Source organism: Sorangium sp. So ce381, assembly GCF_051473845.1.
Classification (GTDB): Bacteria; Myxococcota_A; Polyangia; order Polyangiales; family Polyangiaceae; genus Sorangium; species Sorangium atrum.
This window is the reverse complement of sequence record NZ_CP150336.1, coordinates 954,839-973,554: the sequence shown is the minus strand read 5'-3', so window position 1 is coordinate 973,554 and position 18,716 is coordinate 954,839. Positions and strand designations below refer to the sequence as shown.

General features: G+C 71.7%; 17 protein-coding genes. 6 read left to right on the top strand and 11 right to left on the bottom strand.

Annotation, left to right across the window (positions count from 1 at the left end):
* Positions 1–135: 135 nt before the first annotated feature.
* Positions 136–2,073 (top strand): cellulase family glycosylhydrolase, encoded by a 1,938-nt coding sequence (locus WMF29_RS03595; protein ID WP_437327490.1) that lies wholly within the window; start codon positions 136–138, stop codon positions 2,071–2,073.
* Here WMF29_RS03595 and WMF29_RS03590 read toward each other — a convergent pair.
* Positions 2,059–4,188, bottom strand: a complete 2,130-nt coding sequence (locus WMF29_RS03590; protein WP_437327489.1) for an ABC transporter permease subunit/CPBP intramembrane protease — start codon at positions 4,186–4,188, stop codon at positions 2,059–2,061. The two genes, WMF29_RS03595 and WMF29_RS03590, sit on opposite strands and share 15 nt — an antisense overlap.
* A 6-nt stretch (positions 4,189–4,194) precedes the next feature.
* Positions 4,195–4,980 (bottom strand): ABC transporter ATP-binding protein, encoded by a 786-nt coding sequence (locus WMF29_RS03585; protein WP_437327488.1) that lies wholly within the window; start codon positions 4,978–4,980, stop codon positions 4,195–4,197.
* Between the two features lie 200 nt (positions 4,981–5,180).
* Between WMF29_RS03585 and WMF29_RS03580 the strand changes: the two genes are divergently transcribed.
* The 3 genes from WMF29_RS03580 to WMF29_RS03570 all read left to right on the top strand — a co-directional run bounded on the left by WMF29_RS03580 (position 5,181) and on the right by WMF29_RS03570 (position 8,261).
* Positions 5,181–5,405, top strand: a complete 225-nt coding sequence (locus WMF29_RS03580) for a hypothetical protein (protein ID WP_157907469.1) — start codon at positions 5,181–5,183, stop codon at positions 5,403–5,405.
* A 71-nt stretch (positions 5,406–5,476) separates the two neighbouring features.
* Positions 5,477–6,304 carry a bifunctional hydroxymethylpyrimidine kinase/phosphomethylpyrimidine kinase gene (gene thiD / locus WMF29_RS03575; RefSeq protein WP_437327487.1) on the top strand — a complete coding sequence of 276 codons (828 nt, stop codon included), beginning with the start codon at positions 5,477–5,479 and terminating at the stop codon, positions 6,302–6,304.
* 271 nt (positions 6,305–6,575) lie between these two features.
* Positions 6,576–8,261 (top strand): FHA domain-containing serine/threonine-protein kinase, encoded by a 1,686-nt coding sequence (locus WMF29_RS03570; protein WP_272097771.1) that lies wholly within the window; start codon positions 6,576–6,578, stop codon positions 8,259–8,261.
* 193 nt (positions 8,262–8,454) lie between these two features.
* Here the strand turns inward: WMF29_RS03570 and WMF29_RS03565 are convergent, their stop codons facing one another.
* The 7 genes from WMF29_RS03565 to WMF29_RS03535 form a co-directional block, all read right to left on the bottom strand.
* Positions 8,455–9,036: a hypothetical protein gene (locus tag WMF29_RS03565; protein WP_437327486.1), complete on the bottom strand. Its 582-nt coding sequence runs from the start codon at positions 9,034–9,036 to the stop codon at positions 8,455–8,457.
* A gap of 420 nt (positions 9,037–9,456) precedes the next feature.
* Positions 9,457–10,029, bottom strand: coding sequence for a hypothetical protein (locus WMF29_RS03560; protein ID WP_272097769.1), 573 nt, complete (start codon positions 10,027–10,029; stop codon positions 9,457–9,459).
* A gap of 323 nt (positions 10,030–10,352) precedes the next feature.
* Positions 10,353–11,687: a tolB protein gene (locus WMF29_RS03555; RefSeq protein ID WP_437327485.1), complete on the bottom strand. Its 1,335-nt coding sequence runs from the start codon at positions 11,685–11,687 to the stop codon at positions 10,353–10,355.
* Positions 11,678–12,538, bottom strand: coding sequence for a TonB C-terminal domain-containing protein (locus WMF29_RS03550; protein ID WP_437327484.1), 861 nt, complete (start codon positions 12,536–12,538; stop codon positions 11,678–11,680). Before WMF29_RS03550 ends, WMF29_RS03555 begins: the two co-directional genes overlap by 10 nt.
* The gene (locus WMF29_RS03545; protein ID WP_437327483.1) at positions 12,535–13,038 is read right to left on the bottom strand and encodes a biopolymer transporter ExbD; all 504 of its coding nucleotides are present in this window, start codon (positions 13,036–13,038) and stop codon (positions 12,535–12,537) included. The genes WMF29_RS03550 and WMF29_RS03545 overlap by 4 nt, the downstream gene beginning before the upstream one ends.
* A 15-nt stretch (positions 13,039–13,053) precedes the next feature.
* On the bottom strand, positions 13,054–13,794 hold the full coding sequence (locus WMF29_RS03540; protein WP_272097765.1) for a MotA/TolQ/ExbB proton channel family protein: 741 nt from the start codon (positions 13,792–13,794) through the stop codon (positions 13,054–13,056).
* A gap of 150 nt (positions 13,795–13,944) precedes the next feature.
* Positions 13,945–14,493 carry an OmpA family protein gene (locus WMF29_RS03535; RefSeq protein ID WP_437327482.1) on the bottom strand — a complete coding sequence of 183 codons (549 nt, stop codon included), beginning with the start codon at positions 14,491–14,493 and terminating at the stop codon, positions 13,945–13,947.
* Positions 14,494–14,593: 100 nt separating this feature from the next.
* Here WMF29_RS03535 and WMF29_RS03530 point away from each other — a divergent pair, with 100 nt between their 5' ends.
* On the top strand, positions 14,594–15,403 hold the full coding sequence (locus tag WMF29_RS03530) for a hypothetical protein (protein ID WP_437327481.1): 810 nt from the start codon (positions 14,594–14,596) through the stop codon (positions 15,401–15,403).
* Positions 15,404–15,435: 32 nt separating this feature from the next.
* Here WMF29_RS03530 and WMF29_RS03525 read toward each other — a convergent pair whose 3' ends face one another.
* A complete protein-coding gene (locus WMF29_RS03525) occupies positions 15,436–16,482 on the bottom strand; it encodes a hypothetical protein (protein ID WP_437327480.1) in 1,047 nt (348 codons plus the stop codon).
* 383 nt (positions 16,483–16,865) lie between these two features.
* Here WMF29_RS03525 and WMF29_RS03520 point away from each other — a divergent pair, with 383 nt between their 5' ends.
* A complete protein-coding gene (locus tag WMF29_RS03520) occupies positions 16,866–17,300 on the top strand; it encodes a DUF6918 family protein (protein ID WP_437327479.1) in 435 nt (144 codons plus the stop codon).
* A gap of 91 nt (positions 17,301–17,391) precedes the next feature.
* Here the strand turns inward: WMF29_RS03520 and WMF29_RS03515 are convergent, their stop codons facing one another.
* Positions 17,392–18,708, bottom strand: a complete 1,317-nt coding sequence (locus tag WMF29_RS03515) for a hypothetical protein (RefSeq protein ID WP_437327478.1) — start codon at positions 18,706–18,708, stop codon at positions 17,392–17,394.
* Positions 18,709–18,716: the final 8 nt, after the last annotated feature.

The following is an 18,716-nucleotide window of genomic DNA, read 5'->3' as shown; positions in this document are numbered from 1 at the left end:
TCCCGCACGGGCGCGTAGACTGAACCGATTAAGTGACGTAAACTGAACCGATTAAGTAGCCCGCCGGCCGCGCCGCGAGCAGGGCGACGGACGGTGTTCGAGAGCGCCGCTCTGCATGACCAGGACGTGAGGACTATGCACCGCAATTTCGCCAAAGTCGCAGTTCGTCAACAGGCGATCGCCTGGCTGGGGGCCAATTTCTGGTCGAGGCGCGGCGGCCCGCTCATGTGGCAGAGCTATGATCCGTTCGTGGTCCGCGAGGAGCTCCGGGTGCTGGCCGATCACGGCCTGACCATGACCCGGTCGTTCTTCTACTGGCCTCACTTCATGCCGGAGCCGGACCGGATCGACGAGGACTGCGTCGCGCGTTATGCCGATTTCCTCGAGGCGCACGTCGAGGCGGGCCTCACGACGATCCCGACCCTCCTCGTCGGCCACATGTCCGGCGAGAACTGGGACCCGGCCTGGCGGCGCGGGCGGGATCTTTACGGCGACGTGTGGATGGTGGCCCGGCAGGCCTGGTTCGCCGAGCAGATGGCGCGGCGCTTCGCGGGGCACCGGGCGGTGACGGGCTGGCTCGTCTCCAACGAAATGCCGATCTACGGCGAGCGCGAGCGCTCGACCCGCGAGAACGTCACGAGCTGGGCGAGCCTGGTCGTGCAGGCGCTGCGGGCCGGCGGGGCGAGCCAGCCAATCTCGATCGGCGATGGCGCGTGGGGCATCGAGGTCACGGGAAACGACAATGGGTTCTCCGTCCGCGATCTCGGCGCGCTCGTCGATTTCCTCGGCCCGCACGTGTACCGGATGGAGAACGACCTGGTGCGCCAGCACTATGGCGCGGCGTTCGTCTGCGAGCTCACGGGCTTCCTCGGAAAGCCCGTCGTGCTGGAGGAGTTCGGCGTGTCATCGGCTTTCGCTTCCGACGAGAACGCCGCGCACTACTACCGGCAGGTCCTCCACAACACGCTGCTTGCCGGCGCCACGGGCTGGATCGGCTGGAACAACACCGATTTCGATCTCATCCACCAGGATCCCTACAGGCACCACCCCTTCGAGCTCCACTTCGGGCTGACGACCGTCGACGGCCGCCCCAAGCCGCAGCTCGAGGAGATGGCCCGCTTCGCGAAGGTGCTCTCCGATATCGACGTCCTCGGCTGTGAGCGCGAGCCGGCCGACGCGGCGATCATCGTCCCATCGTACCTGGAAGGCGCGTTCCCGTTCACGGAGGCCGAGGACCGCAGCTATCTGTTCACGATGCTGCGGCAGGCCTACATCGCGGCGAAGGAGGCGGACCTGCCGGTCGGGCTGACCCGGGAGCGAGACGGGATCGCCGAGGACTGCCGGCTTTACCTGCTGCCGTCGGCCAAGCAGCTGACCGCGCCCACATGGCATCTCCTGGAGCGGCTGGCGTCCGCCGGAGCGGTCGTCTACGCGTCGTACTGCCACGGCACGCACGGGTCGCAGCGCGGGCCGTGGTACGCGCACCTCAACGCGATGTTCGGCGTCGAGCACCAGCTCCGCTACGGGATGGTCGATCCGATCGAGGACGATCGCGCGAAGCTCACCTTCGAATGCCAGTTCGGCACGATCGCGGCGGGCACGACGCTCACGTTCCCGGTCTCCGGCACCGAGCACAGCCGCGCTTACCTGCCCGTGCGCGCCAGGGGCGCGGAGGTCGTCGCGGTCGACCAGCGCGGCCGGCCTGCGCTGCTGCGGCGCAAGATCGGGAGCGGCAGCGTCGTGCTGTGCACCTATCCGATCGAGCACTTCGCCGCGGCGACCCCGCGGATCAACCCGGAGCCGACCTACCGGCTCTACGACGCGCTCGCCGAGCTCGCCGGCGTGAAGCGGCCGGTGACGGTGGACGACCCGCGCGTCGCGGCCGACACGCTGCGCCACCGGGATGGCCGCCGCTTCGTCTTCCTGGTCAGCCAGGCGGATCAGCCGCTCTCGGTGAAGCCCGCCGTGGCCTCGGGGCACCTGACCGAGCTGGGCGGCAAGTCCCCGGTCCACGCCGTGGAGCTCTCGCCGTACGACGTGCAGATCCTCGAGCTGCGATCAGGGCCGCGGTGAATCTTCCGGTTCCGGCGCGCCCGGCGCCGAGAACCGGAGCAGGAGCAGCCCGGCCAACGAGACGACCATCCCTGCAAACGTGATGCTCCACGGCAGGAGCTCTCCTTCGACGACGCCTTGCCCCCACGACGGCTTGAAATAGAGGAGCGACACCGCGAGCCCGTTGTTCAGGGCGTGAAGCAGCGCTCCGGGCAGCACGGAGCCGGTGCGGTGGCGCGCGTAGCCGAGCGCCAGCCCGAGCGAGAACGTCGGCAAGAGCCGGTACACCGACCCGTGCGCGAGCCCGAAGAGGAGCGCCGAAACGACGATCGCCACCGCGGGCCCGGCGCGGCGCAGGCCCGCGTAGACGAAGCCGCGGAACAGGAGCTCCTCGCAGACGGCCGGCGTGACGGCGACGAGCAGCAGGACGACCGGGTACGGCTGCCCGCCGAGCAGCACGAGCTCCCCTAGCTCACGGGCGAAGGGCTCCGGCGCGGGGAACCACCGGAGGACGGTGCCGCCGATCGCGGCCCACGCCGAGACGCCGAGGAGCAGCGCCCCGGCGAGACCGCGGACCGAGGGCGCCCTGAGGCCGAGCGTCGCCCGCGGCGAGTAGCCGAAGCCGGCGACCAGCGCGAGGGTCGGGACCAGGAAGAAGCCGACCTGCGAGACAGCGAGCTGGACCGCCACGCTGGCGCGGGCGATGAGCAGGCTGCCATAGAAGAAAAGCACCTGGACGCCCGCGAACGCCGCCAGCGAGAAGCCCGCCGAGGGCACCCCGCCGGCCCGGCGCCCCAGGCCGAGCACGGCGCGCGCCGACTCGTGCCCCCCGAGGAGCACGCTCTCGCGCTCGAAGACGCGCGCGGCGAAGAGGAGCGCGAGGCAGGCATAGAGCGCCGAGGAGACGAGCGCCGTGAAGAGGAGATCGGCCGGCGCCTCTCCGACGAACAGCGCCTTGATCAGCACCGCGATGTTGAGGACCGGGGCGTAGGCCGTCCACGGGTTGAGCTCGACCACCGGCAGGGCCGTGATGCCGGCGAGCAGCGAGAGCGGCAGGTACGCCGGCATGAGCGCGTTCTGACCGTCCTTGAAGTCCTTCGCGAACACGGCGAGCGCGAGGAACAGCGCCGAGAACAGGAGCGTGACCGGCACGAGCAGCACGAACGTCAGCGCGAAGGTGCCGGGGCCGACAACCATCGCGTCGGGCAGCAACCGGCTCACCGTGAGCGACATGCTCACCACGTTGCCGAGCGCCGTGAGCAGCGAGATGACCCACACGGCCAGGAACTTGCCCGAGATGATCTCGATGGGCCGCACGGGCGCGCACAGCAGCGTCTGCATCGTGCCGCGCTCCTTCTCGCCCGCCGTCAGATCGATCGCGGGGAGGAAGCTGCCGAGGAGCGACATCAGGATCAGCAGCATCGGCATCATCGCGCCGAGGATCTGGCCGACCTTGCGGCTGTCCGCCGCGACGTCGCGCGGCACGACGTCGAACGCGCGCGAGAACCCCTCGGGCAGGCCGCGCTCCACCTCTCGATCCGCGATGATGGCCTTGCGGGCGCGCCGCAGCGCGCCTTCGAGACGCGCCTCCGCCGTGGCCGAGTCGGCGCGGACCGAGTCGAAGTAGATCGCGACGGCGCCCTTCCCGCCGCGCCCGAGCTCGGCCCCCAGCGAGGGCCACGGGACGAGCACCGCGTCGACCTTGCGCTCGCTCACCGCGGCGCGCGCCGCGGCGAGCACGGGGTTCTCCGGCTCGATCCACCTCGGCGGCTCGGCCTCGGGGGGCGGCGCCTCGCCCTCGTCCGGCGCGGGCGCCGGCCCCGCCGGCGGCGCGAGCGCCCCGGAGAGGAGCCCCTCGCGCACGTCGGGGGGCGCGCCGGCCCACGGCGCGAGCTCGAGCTTGCCCGCCGCCGAGAGCCTCGTCTGCAGGTCCTCGGCGAGCTCTCCCCAGACCGCGATCCTGGACGGGCGCGCCTCGCGCGCATCCGCCTCGAAGCCGACGAGCTTGCTCATCGCGAGCGCGAAGAGCGGGTAGAGAAGGAGCGGGACCACGACGAGGCGCACGAGCGTGCGCCGATCCCGGAGCGACTCGACGAGCTCCTTGCGGAGGATCGTCCAGACGATGGCGAGCCTCACGGCGCCTCAGCCTCCTGGCGCGGGCGCGCTCGGGCGCTCGGGCGTATCGCGCGCAGCGCTCGGGCGGCTCCGCTCCACGTGGTGGAGGAAGGCGTCGGTCAGGTTCGTCGTGCCGGACCGCCCGAGGAGCTCGGGCAGCGTGCCGGCGTCGACGACGCGGCCCTCGTGCATGAGGGCGATGCGGTCGCAGAGGTACTCGGCCTCGCTCATGATGTGCGTCGAGAAGAGGATGGCCCTGCCCGCGGCGCGCTCCCGCCGGATCGACGCGACGATGAAGCGGCCGCTGAGGATGTCGAGCGCGGTCGTCGGCTCGTCGAGGATGAGCACCTGCGGCTCGTGGAGGAACGCGCGCGCGATGTTGGCGCGCTGCTTCTGCCCCGTGGAGAGCGTGCCGCACGGCCGCGACGCGAACGCCTCCATCTCCAGGTCGGCCACGAGCGCGTCGATCCGGCGCGAGAGCGCCGCCTCTTCCATGCCGTACAGCCGACCGAAGTAGCGGAGCACCTCGCGGGGGGTGAGCCGCTGGTAGAGCTGCGTGTCCCCGGAGAGGAAGCCGAGGCGCTGCTTCGCCTCGAGCGGGCTCGCGGCCAGGTCGACGCCGCCGACGAGGATCCGCCCCTGGTCCGGCGACAGGATGCCGGCGAGCATCCGCAAGGTCGTCGTCTTGCCCGCGCCGTTCGGCCCGAGCAGCCCGACGACCTCCCCGGCGTGCACGGCGAGATCGACCCCGTCCACGGCCGTGACGCCGCCGTACCGCTTCACCAGACGCTCGGCGCACAGGGCGGGGCGCATGGGAGCGTCTCCTAGTTCGGTCCGCGGCGCGGCGCAAAGCGCCCTTCGTACGGGCCCGCACGCAGGGCGGCCCCGGCGCACCGCCGCCTGCTCGCGCCGCCCGGTCGCCCCCGTCCAGTCCGCGTGGCGGCGCCGCCTCTCGACGTCCGCCGCGGGCTCCCTAGACTACGCTGACGTCCATGCCAACGAGCCCGTCCTCGATGCCCTATCGCGACCGTACGACGCCCGAGCCGGTCCAGTGCCCCTGCGGCCACGGTCGCGATCATTACATGGTGAGCGCCGAGGCGGAGTACCGCGTCCTCGGGTACATCCAGCTCGCGTTCGGGATCTCGGCCCGGCCGACGAAGGTGAAGTACAGGTGCCGGCGCTGCGACACGGTCTTCGCGACGACGAAGGATCCCGCGGTCCTCGACAAGCATTACTGACGTGCAGCGAAGCGAGCGCGCGTGAGCGACACATGGCCGGCCGCCGCGCGCGGCCCGGAGGCTTCAGCTTCATGAAAGGACGCGTCCTCATCGTCGCCGGATCCGACTCGGGCGGCGGCGCCGGAATCCAGGCCGATCTCAAGGCCGTCACCGCGCTCGACGCGTTCGGCGCGACGGCGATCACCGCGCTCACCGCCCAGAACACCCGTGGCGTCGACGCCGTGTTCCCGGTGCCTCCCGGCTTCATCGGTCGCCAGATGGAGGTCGTGCTCGACGACATCGGCGCGGACGCCATCAAGACCGGGATGCTCCACTCGGCGGAGGTCATCGACGAGGTCGCGCGCGTCTACGAGCGCCTCGGCCGCGGCGCGCCGCTCGTGGTGGACCCCGTGATGGTCGCCAAGGGCGGCGCCCGGCTGCTGAAGCCCGACGCCGAGGGCGCCCTGCGCGCCCGGCTCCTGCCGCTCGCCGCGCTGCTCACGCCGAACATCCCCGAGGCCGAGGCGCTGACCGGCGTGGTCATCGACAGCGTGGACGCGATGCGCAGCGCCGCCGCGCAGCTGCTCGCCATGGGGCCGCGCGCCGTGCTGCTGAAGGGTGGCCACCTCCCGGGCGCGACGGTCGTCGACGTCCTCCGGGCCGCTCCGGGGCCCGGCGCCTCCGGGCTGTCGGAGGGCGAGCTGCTGTTCGAGGACGCGCGCATCGAGACGCGCGCGACGCACGGCACGGGCTGCACGCTCGCCTCGGCCATCGCCGCTGGCCTCGCCCAGGGCCTCGCCCTCGTCCCGTCGATCGGGCGCGCGCGGCGCTACCTCCGCGAGGCGATGCGCTCCGCGCCGGGGCTCGGCCACGGCCACGGTCCGCTGAACCACGCCCACACGGCGCGGCCGTTCCCCTGAACAGCGCGGCGCGCCGCGCGCGACTGTGGACGGCCGCGACGACCGCGGCGGCCGCGCCCCGCGGACCCCGCGCGGTGGCCAGGCGGCCCTGTGCAGGAGCGGCGGGGCGGTCCCGTGCGGCGCCGAACGGGCCGCCTGCAGCCCTTGTGCAACGACTCGTTGCGCCCGGAGCTCGAATGGACGACCCTGCGCGCAGTCCGTATCGGCGTCCCGGCGCGTCTCCTTCGGCGCCGTCGCGGAGCTCTTCCTCACCCTTCGTGCGCCCGTGGCCGTGACCAAAGATCCCCTCCCTCCCATCGACGTCGGAACGGTCATCAACGACCGCTACGAGGTCCTGAAGAGCATCGGCAAAGGCGGCATGGGCGAGGTGTTCTTGGCCTTCGACCGCCTCACCCAGCAGCAGGTTGCGCTCAAGGTGGTGCCCGAGGCCTCCGCCATGCCCGGCGACGACGAGGCCCTGCGGCAGGAGGTGATCCTCGCGCAGAAGGCTCGCCACCCGAACGTCTGCCGCGTGCACGACCTCGCCCCGAGCCCGTGGGGGCCCATCCTCGTGATGGAGTACATCCCCGGGCAGACGCTCCACAACCACATCCGCAAGCGCAAGACGTCGGGCGGCTTCAGCGCCGACGAGTTCCGCAAGATCTCGACCGACGTCTGCGCGGGGCTCGCCGCGATCCACCAGCAGGGGCTCGTGCACGGCGATCTGAAGCCCGGCAACGTGATGGTCGCCGACGATCGCGCGGTCATCCTCGACTTCGGCTTCGCGAAGGAGCGCGCCCGCGCTGCCGTGCGCAAGCCGGGGGCGCCTCCGGACGGCGGCACGCCTCACTACATGTCGCCGGAGCGGCTGCGCAGCGGCGGCGCGAGCCCTGAGGACGACGTCTACGCCGCGGCGCTGACGCTCTGGGAGATGTGGACCTGCCGCGTCCCCGAGCCCGGCTACAAGCCGCGGCTCAAGACGATGAAGCAGCAGATCACGTTCGACGTGCCCGCTGCGCTGACGAACGACGAGATCAGGCAGATCTTCCGCGCGCTGAACCCGGATCCGCAGATGCGCCCGCAGGCGCGGCACATGCGGTTCTTCAACCCGACGCAGACCGCGACCGCGCCGATCCAGCTGCCGCGCGAGCGCATCGATCCAGGCCCGGCGCCTGGGCGGGCCATCAAGACGCAGTTCACGCCCGGCGCGCAGTCGCTGCTCATCACGTACGCCACGAACGCGCCCGACAGCGTCGCCACCCTGTTCCCGCTGCAGAAGCCGGTGCTCTCCATCGGCCGCCGCAGCGATCAGGATCTCGTCCTCGCCGAGGCGACCGTCTCCGGCTCACACGCGCTCCTCCGCTGGCAGACGGGCTCCTGGCTGGTCGAGGATCTGAACAGCACGAACGGCACGTACGCGGACTTCCCCTTCGAGCGCAAAGCGCAGGTCTCGCTGCTCCACGGGGCCGAGGTGCAGCTCGGCGAGTGCCGCCTCATGGTGGTCACGTTCGGGCCCGACTCGCCGCACCACGACAAGGCGAAGCGCTACCTCGCCCGGCGCGACGGCCTCACGGGGCTGCTCGTGCGCGAGCACCTGATGAAGGCGATCGACGAGGACGGCTTCTTCGCCGAGTGGGCCGAGGTGCCGATGCAGATCGCGCGCTTCGAGCTCCGCGGCCAGAACGGCCTCGTGAGCTTGCGACCGACGATCCTCGAGATGCTCGCGCTGCGCAAGGCCGCGCTTCAGGTCGTCGATCTGACCCAGACGCTGCTGCTCAGCCTGACGCCGGCCGCGGCCGGGCGCACCGGCCCGCTCACGTTCGTCGTCTCCATCGTGGGTCCCAACCTGGACGAGGCCCAGCACGTGGTCGAGCAGGTCGTCGCGCAGGTGCAAGGCACGCTCCCCGAGACGCTCGAGCTGACCGCCACGCTCGTGAAGTGCGAGCCTGGCCGCCCCGCGCGCACGCTGATCGACTGAGGCAGACCGCCGGGCCGTTGCTCGACCGTCGCTCGAGCACCGGGACCGGGCCGCGGCTCGAGCGCGTGCTCCGTCACGAAGACGCGGAGCCCATCACCAAGCGCACCGCGCCGGTGTCAGCCCGCGCAGCGCCTGCCCCCTGCGAGCGCTCTTGCGCGACGGGAGCCCGCTCCCAGGCCGGAGCAGCGAGCGGCTACTGAACGGCGAGCTGCTGCCGGGCTGTGAGCGGCTGCTGGGACGGCCCGCTGCACGCCTCCCCCGGAGCGGCGACACCATCGAGCACCACCTCGCCGGTCGACTGCCGGACGTCGATCTCCCCCTGCCAGATGAGCTCTGCGCTGCCCTGAGCGTCGACGACGTCACGCAGCAGCCGCACGTAGACCTTGCGCTGGGCGACCTCGGGAATCGCCACCGCGAAGTCGAACGCGCAGACCGAATCACACCTCGGATTCGTCGCGTCGGGCTCGTCCCTCTCGGTGATCTCGTAGATGCTGTCGATCCTGTCGACGTGCATCGCGCGCTGGCCGCAACAGTTCAGCAGGAGCCGGCTGTTCGCGATCTTCAGGGCCCCGCTCGCCCGGTCGTAGCGCCAGCGCAGGACCTCGGCCCCGCAGTAGCTCTCCTCCCCCTCGGAGGCGAGCCGCCGCTCCGGCTCCACGAACCCGCCGGCCTCGCTCACGAGCCCCACGTGCGCGGGCTCCGCCTCCAGGCACGCGCTCAGACCGAGCAGCGATCCCACCGTTGCAAGCGCTCCACAGACCCCCAGGTACTTCATGCCCCGACTTCCTTGGCTGTCCCGCGACACTGTTAAAATACGCCCAAAGAAAAAGAACCAGGGCCTCTAGATACGCGCTTCACGTGTCCGCTACCTGCGCCTAGGGATTCAGCTGCAAGCCGACGTACGTAAGGTGCGAACGCATGCCGCACCCCGGAGCAGCTGCACGCACATTCGAGTGTGATCTACGGGTTTCTGGAAACCTTGTCCAGGCGAAAGTGGCAGAGTTAGCCCGATTCTCTGACCATGAACGTCATGGTCGGTCCACCTGCTCTGCCATCCCACCCGTCGCCACGCGTCGCCACACGCCGCGCGCCGACATGCGCGGCGGGACAATTCGCGAGCTCTCCCCTCCCCCCTGCCGACCGCACCGCGGACTCGAGGTGCGGCGGCACGTTCGGGGGGCGTGTGCTCAGCGCCTCATCGCGCGGCGACGGTCTTGCTGCGCTGGCGCGGAAGGCCTTTCGCCTGGCAGCCGGCTTCCGCGGGGGTTTCGTCGAGGACGACCGCGCCGCCGGAGACGCCAAGATCGACCGAGCCGCTCCAGATCACGGCCGGGCCGCTCTGCTGATCGACCACATCGCGCAGCAGCTTCACGTAGATCTCGCCCCGCGGGACGTCGCGCACGCCGACCGACAGATCGAAGGCGCACTGCTCGCTGCAGCGACCTCCCGCGCCGTCCGGCGCGTCCTGCTCGGTGACCTCGAAGAGGTTGTCGATCCTCTCGACGTGGATCGCGCGCTTCCCACAGCAGTCGAGCATCAAACGGGCATCGGCAAGGCGAAGCATCCCCGCCGGCTCATCGTACTGCCAGCGCAGCACCTCGGCGCTGCAGTAACCCCCGTCCTCCGCCGCGGCGAGCCGGTGCTCCGGGTCCCTGAACCCCCCCTGCTCGCTGATCCTCGCTTCCTGAACCGCCGCCACCGAGCTGCAGCCACCGGCGCAGAAGGCCCAGACGATCGCGATGGCGGTCCAGATACGGCTCGACACCATGCTCTTCTCCATTTCCCCTCGGCTGGCTGGCCAGGGCGGTTCGCCCCAATTTTGTTGCAATTTTCCAGCCAACTCTCCCCCTGAGCAGTCCGGAGGCTAACCGCGACCGACGCGGCGGGCCAAGGAAGCGGGGGCTGCGAGCGCGGACTCCCTTCGCATCCGCTCGCAGCAGCGGCGCGGAAGGGCGCGCACGAACTACCCACGTCAGACGTGCCTGGACGTAAAAAGTTGTCGGGGAGAGAACACCTGGCTCAGCCACGATGCGGGCGGCCCTCGATCGGACACTCGCCGGATGTCCGGGCCGTGCCCGCGGCTCGCCCGCGTCAGTTCTTCGCTTCGACGGCCTTGCCGGGCGGAAGAGGATCCCAGCGCAGCGAGTCCCCGAGGAGGTTCGAGATGCGCTTCGGGCGCTGCCCGTCGACGCGCATGACGTAGAGCCCTGGCCCCTCGCCGGAGGTGCGCGTGGAGAAGAACGCCACGAGCCGCCCATCGGGGCTGCAGGCCGGGTACCCGTTCCTGCCCTGATTCTGGGTCAACCGCACGAGGCCGCCGCCCGTCTCCCCCGAGGCGACGAGATCGGTGTTCTTTCCCACGCCGACGGCATAGACGGCCTTCACACCGTCGGGGTGGTTGCAGAACGTGGGCGCCGAGGCGAAGAGCCCGTCCGGAGAGATCGCCTTGTCGCCGACGTAGATGCGCTGTCCGTACCTGCCCTCGCCGGAGAAGGCGAGCTTGCCGGTCGGCGTGAACACCGGGTGCAGCGCCATCCCCACCTCGGACGCCGGCTTGATGCTCTGGAGATCGGGACCGGAGAACAGCTTGATCGTCGACCCCACCCCGATGCTGAGGGCGACCTGGGCGCGATCCTTCGAGAACGCGATCCCGTAGACCGAGCCCTTCACGGGCAGCGGGAGCGGGCCGCCGGCGGGCGTGAAGACCTTGTACTCGTCGCCCTTCACGCTCGCTGCGTAGTGGAGCTGCTCGTGCTTCCCGAACGCAGGGGCGATGGCGGTCTGGTCGGGCGGCGAGACGGCCCTGGCGTCGTGGCCGTCGGCGTCGATCGTGAAGACGCGTCGCAGCGAGCCCGAGCCCGAGGCGAACGTCATGTGGCTGGCGAAACCGCCGTTCTGGCCGGTGAGGGCGCCGATCAGCTGATCGGCCACCCGGTGCGACTCGAAGCGCACGTCGCGGAGGGGCACGATGAACTTCTTGTCGAACACCGGGGCCTGCCCCCGGTTCACCAGGAACGCCTGGCCGACGAGCTCGACCTTGTCGGCGGCGACCTTCTTGCCGCTCACGCTCACGACCGCCTCGACCCCCTTCGCGGACCACGCCTTCACGTCCACCGGGCTGTCTGAGAGGTACAGGCCGTCGGGCGCGGCGCTGTCGGGCAGCACCTCGAACTCGCCGCACAGCTCGAGGTCGCGCCGGACCACGCTGTGGATCGTCACGTCCTCGGGGTCCGAGACGAGCGACGGCAGGACGCCGATCTTCGGGAGCGGGCGCGTCGCGCCGGCCACGACCGTGATGTGGCCGAGCAGCTCGTCCGGGTTGGGCGGCGCCGCCGAGGAGGCCGGCGCCTGCGCAGGAGCAGGGGGAGTGGCGAGCGCGGCGGCGGCGAGCGCCAGGGCGCCGAGGGCGTATCGAGCTAGTCGCATGTGGTCTCTCTACAGACGAACGTGACGCTGACCTGCTTCTGCCCGAGGTTGGGATAGTTCTCGGGCGGCGGCGGCAGCGCCTGCCCCTTCGCCGCCTCGAGGGTCGCCTGCGCGGCGGCGTCGAAGGCGGGATTCCCGCTCGGCGTCAGCGTGTAGCTCACCATCTGCCCGTCCGACAGGACGATCACCGCGCGCGGCTTGTGCTTCGTGAGCTCCTCCGGCGGGAGCCCCGAGCCGTTCACGCGGAACCTGCTCGAGAACCAGCCCGCGATGCGAGCCAGGTACAGATCCACCGCGCGCGCCTTGAGGGGATCGGTCTCGGTCCCCTCCTTCACGCCGTCCTCGTGGCCCTCCTGGTCGACGTTGGCGGCCGGGGCGGCGTCGGCCTTCGGATCGAGCTCGGTGTCGACCTGCTTCGCGATCGCGGCGTCGGGCGGCGGCGGCGCGGTGCCCGCGTCGGCGATCTTGACCTCCTTGGGCGGGATGTCCGCCTCGGTCTTGCCCGCGCTCGGCGACACGAACGCCTTCTGCTCGACGCGCGGCTTGGGCGTCTGGCGCACCCACCGGTCGGGCAGCTTCATCTTGTCGCGCTTGCCGCCCAGCTTGAGCAGCGGCGTGTCCATGTCGAGCACGGGCACGACCTTCACCGGGACGCTCGGCCCCTTGTCGATCTCCGGCGCCGCCGCGGGCACGGCGAGATCGGCCAGGCTGACCGCGACGGCGGCCCCCGCCTGCACGGCCATCGCCACCGCGACGGCGAGCGCGATGTCCCGCGGGCGGAAGTCGCTCGCCGGCCGGCGCTGCCCAGGCGGCGTCCTCGGTCCGGGCGCGCGCGCCGCAGCCGTGCTCACGGCGCCGATCCCCCCGGCCGAGGCGCGGCTCCGCCGGGCCGCGGCGCCGTTCCCCCGGGCGGCGGCGGCGCGCCCTCCGGCTCGATCTCCGGCTGGACGAGGAGGTTCAGCCCCTCGACCCCGGCGGCACGGGCAGCGGCCACGACCCGCGCCACGGCCCCGTAGCGGGCGTCCTTGTCGGCGCGGATGTAGAGCTCCTTCTCCTTCTGCACGCGCCCGTTCGAGGCGAGCACGCCCTCGATGTCGGCGGTCGCGTCGTCCTCGCCGAAGAGGATCTTCTCTTCTTTCGTGACGGTCACGACGAGCTTCGTGTCCTTCGTCGGCGCCTCCTCGGCGGAGACGTTGGGCAGCTCGACCCGGAGCCCGGCCGTGAGCAGCGGGGCCGTGACCATGAACACCACGAGGAGCACGAGCATCACGTCCACGAGCGGCGTGACGTTGATGTCGCTGAAACCGCCGCCGCCCCGCCGCCTGCGCCCTCCACCGACCGACATGCCCATGACCGGCCCCGCCCCTCAGCCCTTCGGCATCACCGGCGTGGGCCGGTCGCTCGACCGCTGGAGCGCCAGCGGGATGGACTCCTGCATCCCCCGCGCGGAGAGCGACGCGATCTCCACCCAGCCCTCGCTCGCGGCCTCGAGCGCGGCGAGCAGGTCGTCGACGCGCTTGTTGATCCCGTTGTACGCGATGACCGCCGGGATCGCGGCGAACAGCCCGATCGCGGTCGCGATGAGCGCCTCGCCGATGGCGGGGGCGACCACGGGCAGCGACGCGCTCTTCTGCTGACCGATGCGGAGGAACGCGTCCATGATCCCGTAGACCGTGCCGAACAGGCCGATGAACGGCGACGCCGCCGCGATCGACGAGAGCGTCGGCATGAGCGCGCTCGCCCGCTGCGTCTCGGTCACGATCGCCCGCTTCGCGATCGAGTCGAGGAGCCGGCTCGTCCCGACGCGGCGGCTGAGCTCCATCACGACGCGGGCGCCGGGCGCGTCCGCGTGCCGCTGCGCGAGCGCGAACAGCTGATCGGGCGAGTGGGCGTGCGCCGACTCCTGCTCGAACCGCGCCTGCAGAGAGGCGAGCCGCGCGAGCTGGAGGACCTTGAGGACGGCGATCACCCAGACGAGGATCGCCGCGAAGATCAGCAGCCAGACGACGAGGAAGACGGGACCGGAGGCGTGAAGGACGAGGGAGACGGGATCGAGCTTGATCGGGACCGCCGTCGCCGGCTCAGGGGCGCTTTGCAGGAAGGCCATTTCGATCTCTTCGGGTCAGGGAGTCGGCTCGTCAGGGTTCCGCGCGCGCGGCCCAGTTCAGTGGAGTTTGCGGCCGCGGCCCCCTCCCTCGCCTGGAAGCGCGGCCGTGGCCCTCTTCAAGTTCGCCCAGCGCCGCACGCGGCGCGGCGCTCAGTCCGCAAGCAGGATGTCGACCTTCCGGTCGCGTGCCCAGCCCTCTTCGTCCGTGCCGGTCGCCTCGAACTCGCCCTTCGACGAGGTCGCGATGCGGCCCTGCTCGAGGCCCTTCTTGCCGAGGTACTCGGCGACGCTGCCGGCGCGCTTCTGGCCGAGGCCCAGGTTGTACTCCGTCTCCCCCCGGGGGTCGGCGTGGCCGATGAGCTTCATCCCCTTGCCCTTGAGCGGACCCGAGACGAAGCAGCGCGCGAGCGCGTCGAGCGTGCCAGCCGCCTCGCCCTCGATCGCCGTCGAGTCGAACGCGAAGCGGGCGGTCGGCAGATCGCCGCAGGCCTTGAGGATCTTGTCGTCGATGCGGATCGATCCGCTCGTCGGCTTCGCGGTGTCCTGCTTCGGGGCAGGCGGGGCGGCGGTCTTCGCCACCGGAGGGGGCGCGACGTCGCTGGCGACATTCGCCGGCGGCTGCGGATCGGAGCCGCAGCCGGCCGCGAAGGCGGCAAGGGGCGCCGAGACCACGAGGATCAACGCAGGCAGTTTTGTCATGGGCATGCCGTTACCACGCCGGGAGGCGCGTTGCAGCATTTTGAGCGCCCGCCGGCGAGCCGGCGCGCCGCGATGACAGGCATTCCGTTAAAGTGCCGCGATGCATCGCCCGACCCAGGCGCGGGAATATTTTGGGCACCAACGTTCCGGCCCGCCCCGCGCCTCCCGGGCCCTCGGCTCCGCGCTCCTCTCGCTCGGCGCAGCGGCGTCGGTCGCGCTCGCCGCCCCTCACGCGGCGCGGGCCGAGGCGCCGGTGCAGCGCACGTTCTTTCGCCTGCCCTCGTCGAACGGGTTCGGCGCGGTGCTGCTCGATCTGGGCGCGGCGAGGCTCACCCACTTCCGCGAGCGCCTGCCCGCCACCGAGGAGCCGCTCCTCGACGAGCGCGGCGAGGAGGTCTGGATCGGCAACCAGCCGCAGGCCGTACGCACGCGCGATCTGCTCTACGACGCGTACTTCGGGCTGCGCTCCGACGGGCACCAGCGGTGGCTGACCGAGGTCCCCGTCGACCTCGACGCGAGCGGCTACGCCGGCTGGACCGACGGGCAGCGCGGCGGCATGGGCGTCGTCACGATGGTGCAGCGGGTCGGCAACCTCGAGTGCAGGCAGCTCTTCTTCGCGCCGCAGGGCCTCCCGCAGGCCGGGTTCGTGATGGCGATGCGGATCGAGAACCGGGGCGAGGGGCCGGCGGAGGGCGTGTCGGCGTTCTCGCTGCACAATTTCCACCTCGGCTTCGGTCGCCCGGGCGTGATGGCCGACATCGGCGAGTCGGGCGAGACCGTCGCCTACGACGCGAGCCAGGGCCGGCGCGACTTCCTCGAGCGCGCCTTCGCCGGCGTGGTAGTCGCGCGCGCGCTCGAGGAAGTCGCGGCGGCCGGCCTCACGCGACGGCGCCGGAGGGCGCGGCGCTGACGCTCGCCGAGCGCGCGCGCCCTCGGCGCGGGTTATTCCTCGCCGGTGTCGGCCTGGGGCTGCGTCTCCGCAGCGGGGGGAGCCGGCGTGTCGGCGACAGCGGCGGCCATCGCGTCGGTGAGCGACACCGGCGGCTGGGGCCGCGACACCTCCTCGGACGCGGGCGGAGGTGAAGGCTGACGCTCAGGCCGGGCGCGCGCCCCCAACGCGGCGGGCGGGCGCACCCCCGCCCCGGAGGCCTCGCGCGCGCCCGTCTCCGGTGCGGCGCGCGCCTGCGGCGTCGGGACGGGCTCGGCGGCGCTGGCCTCGTCGTCGTCGGCCGCTGGCGCGCGCGCGTCGGGCCCGCGCAGCGCCCTCCTCCGAGGGCCAGGCGCCGCGACCGGCACGCTCACCTCCCGCGCGATCTCCCCGGCCCGGGACACGCCGCGCTGCGCTGCAGGCGGCACGTCATCCCCCGGCGCACGCGACATCCCGCCGACGATCAGCGTGAGCCCGACGGCGATCGCCAGGGCGCCGACCACGGTCGCCGCCGCGAGGACGCGCACGCGGGCTCGTGATCGCGCCCGCAAGGGCACCGCGACAGGCACGAGCGCGTCGTGGACGCCCATCACATCGCTCACGCTCGGCGCATCGACCCCGACCGGCGGCGTACCCGCGAACGCGGTCGACGCGATCGACGCGATCGACTCCGCGCCCCGGCTCGCCTGCGGCGTCGTCAGGCCCACCGCCGCCGGGGCGACCGGGCCGCTGCCCGGCGCGACCGAGCTCGCCGTGGACGCGCTCGACGTCGTCGTCGCGGCGGGAAGCGTCGCGATGAACGACTTCAGCGCGAGCGACCGGAGGTCCATCATCGTCGGGTCATCGTCGCTCCGTGGCACCGAGGGCGCGCTCGATCGCCGGAGCGGCGGAGGAGGCCGGCTCGATCGATGGCCGGCGCCTCCCGCCGGCGGCGAGGCCGCGCCCCTCCCGTGCGCCCGGAGCATCGCACCGCCGCAGACGCTGCACTCGAGCGCAGCCCCGCCGCGCGCGTCGCTCGACACCGTGGTGACGATTCCGCAGATTTCGCAGGTAACGTCCATGAGCCCCCCGCAGGCCTCGCAACACGACAGCGGCGAGCGCCCGCCACGCCAAACTGTGATTCAAATTACATCTTGAGTATGGCGCGCGAGGGGCGGCCATGCATGCGGTCTCCGCGCGGCATTTCCGAGAATCGAGCGCGAGACGGCGTTGCATTGCCATCCAGGACGGCCGATGTCGGACGAGAGCCGTCCTGGACCGAAGGTTTCCCGGGTGGGCGCTTGCGATGCCGGCCTTCGGGCTGCTGTGGTAAGAGCCGCGCTTCGATGTTGTCGGGAGCGGACCACCTGTCCGCTCGACGGGGTCGCGGCTCCCTGCCGGGGGTCATGCTGACATGGGTCTGGGGGCCGCGGCCGGTCTCCGAAGCGCCCGGAGGAGTTCGAGAATGGGTCTCAGCGAAACGCTGCTCGATGCGAACAAGAAATCCAAGGTCGTCGCCGACTGTTGCACGCTGGTCGACGAGGAGGTGGCTTCGAAGAGCGGACTCTCCGGCCTGGCGGTCAAGGCCGGCTACGCGGCCGTGAAGGGCATCAAGCCCGGCTTCATCCAGCAGGTGGTCGAGAAGCTCCTGCCCGAGTTCGCCAAGAAGCTCGATCCCATCTGGACCGAGGCCTCGAGCGGCGGGAACCCGAGCTCCTTCTTCGCGTCGAACCGCTCGCGGATCGCCGACGCGCTCCTCAGCATCACCGACGAGAAGGCGAAGTCGTCGTCGAGCAGCGTCGTGCGCGGCACCTACGAAAAGCTGCGCGGCTCGGCGAAGAAGAACGTCGAGGAGGCGGTCCCGCGCCTCGCCCAGCTGATCCAGAAGCACACGGCCTGAGCGGCTCGGCGCAGCAGGCCCGCTTCACGCCGGCCTGCTGCGCGCCGCAGCGAGGCGCCCCCGCGGCGGAGGGCGCCCCTGCGATGGGCGCTCAGCCAGGCTCGCCGAAGCTCCGCGCGAAGAGGTCGCGGATCGCGTCGCGGCCGGCGTCGTTGAGATCCTGCGTGCCGATGCCGGCAAAGTTCTCGCTGGCGATGCACGGCTGCCGCGCCATCTCCCACGCCGAGCCGCTCCAGCGGAACCAGCCGCGCTTCTCCTGATCGTAGACGAACAGCTGCTTCTTCCAGAGGCGCGCGAGCTCCGCGCCCCAGCCGGTGCCGCCGCGCACGGTGCCGTCCTCCTGGAGCGTCCCCACCACGAAGACCTGGCTGGCCGCGTTGATCTGGTGCCAGATCGTCTGGAGGATGTTGCGCACGAGCGGGATCTCGCTCAGCACGCGGCCGAGGCGCCGCGACACGTAGACGAGGCTGAAGTCGCCCTTGCGCAGCTCGTCGTCCCCCAGCACGACCACGCCGCGCTGGCGCTCGAGGAGCCGGTGGCCCTCGAAGCTGTAGTTCAGCTCCTGCACCCCGTACCGCTCGGCGCACGCGCCGAACTCGGCCTCGGCCCCCTTGGCGCCGCCCGAGTGCAGGCGGAAGCTCCGCGGGTCCTTCGGCCGCTCCGAGGGGGGGCGCACGTCCTCGTCGATGACGCGCATCGAGTGAGGATCGAGGCGCAGGTGGAGATCGGCGAGGTCCTTGTTGCCGTGATCCTTCAGCAGCCGCAGGCGGACCACGTCGCGCTCCGGCTGCAGGTAGACGACCACGCTGAGGTGGCGCTCGACGCTCTGGAGCGCGGCCGGGAGCTTGCCCGGAGGGCCCGCCTCGTCGACCTGGGCCGCGACCCAGACCTCGGCGGAGCGCTCCTTCGCGAGCCGCCCGAGCGCCTCCATCGCCTGCTCCGACGCGACCGCCACGTCGAAGCCGTCGACGATGATCACGTCGGGCTCGAAGTGGGCGACGCCGCGCGCGAACGCCACCGTCTCGAGCATCTTCTCGACCCACAGGCGCGCCGCTTCTTCGGGCGCGGCGGCCGACGCCTTCACGTGGCCGAGGTGCGAGTAGATCTGCCGGTGCCGCTCGACCTCGAGGCGGACGGCCTCCGGCTCCTCGAGCCGCATCGACTGCGCGAGATCGTGGAAGATCTCGTCGTAGTACGCCCGGACGTGATCGACCGCGTTCTCGTGCGAGATGTGGAGCACCCGGCGGTCCCGGAGCAGATCGTCGAGCGCGATCTGCACGAGCAACGCCGTCTTGCCCACGCCGGGCCGGGAGACGATGACGCCGACGTTGCCGCGACCCAGCCCGCCGTGCATCGACCCCTCGAAGACCCGCATGGGGCTCCGCTCGTTTACCTCTTTGCGGTACATGCCGACCC